2 protein-coding genes are annotated in these 1,911 nt (G+C 68.1%); both read right to left on the bottom strand.

Annotation, left to right across the window (positions count from 1 at the left end):
- On the bottom strand, positions 1-814 hold an 814-nt coding region (locus ACFU0Y_RS18045), incomplete at its 3' end, for an ATP-binding cassette domain-containing protein (RefSeq protein WP_380216329.1).
- A gap of 69 nt (positions 815-883) precedes the next feature.
- Positions 884-1,911 (bottom strand): ABC transporter permease (locus tag ACFU0Y_RS18040; protein ID WP_380216327.1); only part of this gene is annotated, 1,028 nt, incomplete at its 5' end.

The raw sequence follows: 1,911 nt of genomic DNA, 5'->3' as shown, positions 1-1,911 counted from the left end.
GGGACTCGGCCATGTCGGCCTGGACCTGCTGCATCTGGGAGGTGTGCCCGCCGAGCTGCTCGAGCTCGTGGGTGAGCTCCTCCAGTTCCGCGCCGCCGGCCATCTGGGCGGTGAGGTCCCCGAGCAGGATGTCCTTCTTCTCGTAGTAGCCGATGGACTTCCCGCGCTTGAGCAGCAGGAACCGGTCCCCCACCGGGTAGGCGTGGTGCGGGTTGTGGGTGATGAACACGACCCCCAGCCCGCGTTCCTTGGCCTGCAGGATGTACCGGAGCACCACCCCGGACTGCTTCACGCCCAGGGCCGCGGTGGGCTCGTCCAGGATCAGGACCTTCGCCCCGAAGTGCACGGCCCGGGCGATGGCCACGCACTGGCGCTCCCCGCCGGACAGCGTCCCGATGGGCTGGTCCACGTCGCGCAGGTCGATGCCCATGTCGGCCAGTTCCTGCTTGGTGATCTGCTTCATCTTCGCCACGTCCAGGCGCTTGAACGGCCCGACCCCGGTGGTGAGCTCGGAGCCGAGGAAGAAGTTGCGCCACACCGGCATCAGCGGCACCACGGCCAGGTCCTGGTACACGGTGGCGATCCCGGCGTCGAGGGCCTGGCGCGGGGAGGTGAAGGTGGTCTCCTGTCCGGCCACCCGCAGGGTCCCGTCGGTGTGCTGGTGCAGCCCGGCGATGATCTTGATCAGGGTGGACTTCCCGGCCCCGTTGTCACCGAGCACGCAGGTGACTTTCCCGGCCTCGACGGTCATGGTGACCTCGCGCAGGGCGATGATGTTGCCGTAGCGCTTGCCGACGTCCGCGAGCTCCACCAGGGGCGCGGCGGTGTCGGTGGTGTCGGGGGTGGTGCCCGTGGGCGGATTCTGCGTGGACACGGTGGTCACCTATTTCCTCTCGATGCGCTTGCGCACGTACATGTTCACGATGGTGGCCAGCAGCAGCATCAGGCCCAGGAAGAACTTGAACCAGTCCGGGTTCCACTCGGCGTAGACGATGCCGCGGGAGGCGATGCCGAAGATCAGCGCGCCCAGGGCACCGCCGATCGCGGAGCCGAAGCCGCCGGTGAGCAGGCACCCGCCGATCACCGCGCCGATGATGTAGAGGAACTCGTTGCCCACGCCCTCCCCGGACTGCACGGAGTCGAAGGCGAAGAGGTTGTGCATGCCCAGCAGCCAGGCGCACAGGCCCACGCCCATGAACAGACCGATCTTGGTGCGCGCCACCGGGACACCCACGGCCCGGGAGGCGTTCTCGTCCCCGCCCACGGCGAAGATCCAGTTGCCCACCTTGGTCTTGAGCAGGATGAACGTGGCCACCGCCACCAGGGCGATCCAGTAGAGCACGGTGATCCGCACGTTCACCCCGGCGATGGTCACCGAGGAGGCGAAGACCGCCTTGGCCGAGTCGAAGCCGTCCATGGTGCTGATCGAGGGCGAGGACACCGAGCCGCCGATCAGCCGGGTCAGGGCGAGGTTGAGCCCGGTGAGCATGAGGAACGTGGAGAGGGTCACGATGAAGGAGGGCAGCTTGGTGCGCATCAGCAGCCAGCCGTTGATCAGCCCGATCGCCAGGGAGGTCAGCAGGGCGATGCCCACCCCGACCCAGACGTTGACGGCGAAGAACCAGCTGAACATCGAGGCGGCCAGCGCGGAGGTGATCACGGCGACACCGGTGGAGAGGTCGAACTCCCCGCCGATCATCAGCAGGGACACCCCCACCACCATGATCCCGATGGTCGAGGCCCCGTAGAGGACGGTGGAGATGGACTGGGCCTGGGTGATCGAGGGGGCGGCGATCGCGAAGAACAGCGCCACCACGATCGCCCCGACCAGGGCCCCGATCTCGGGGCGGGCCAGGAAGGTCGCGAGCAGACCCTTGGTCTGGATCCGCTCGTCGGCCGGGGCCGCGGCGG

The organism is Kocuria sp. NPDC057446 (assembly GCF_042802875.1).
Taxonomy (GTDB): Bacteria; Actinomycetota; Actinomycetes; order Actinomycetales; family Micrococcaceae; genus Kocuria.
Note: the sequence above shows the minus strand (reverse complement) of the source record. Positions and strands in the feature narration are given on the sequence as shown.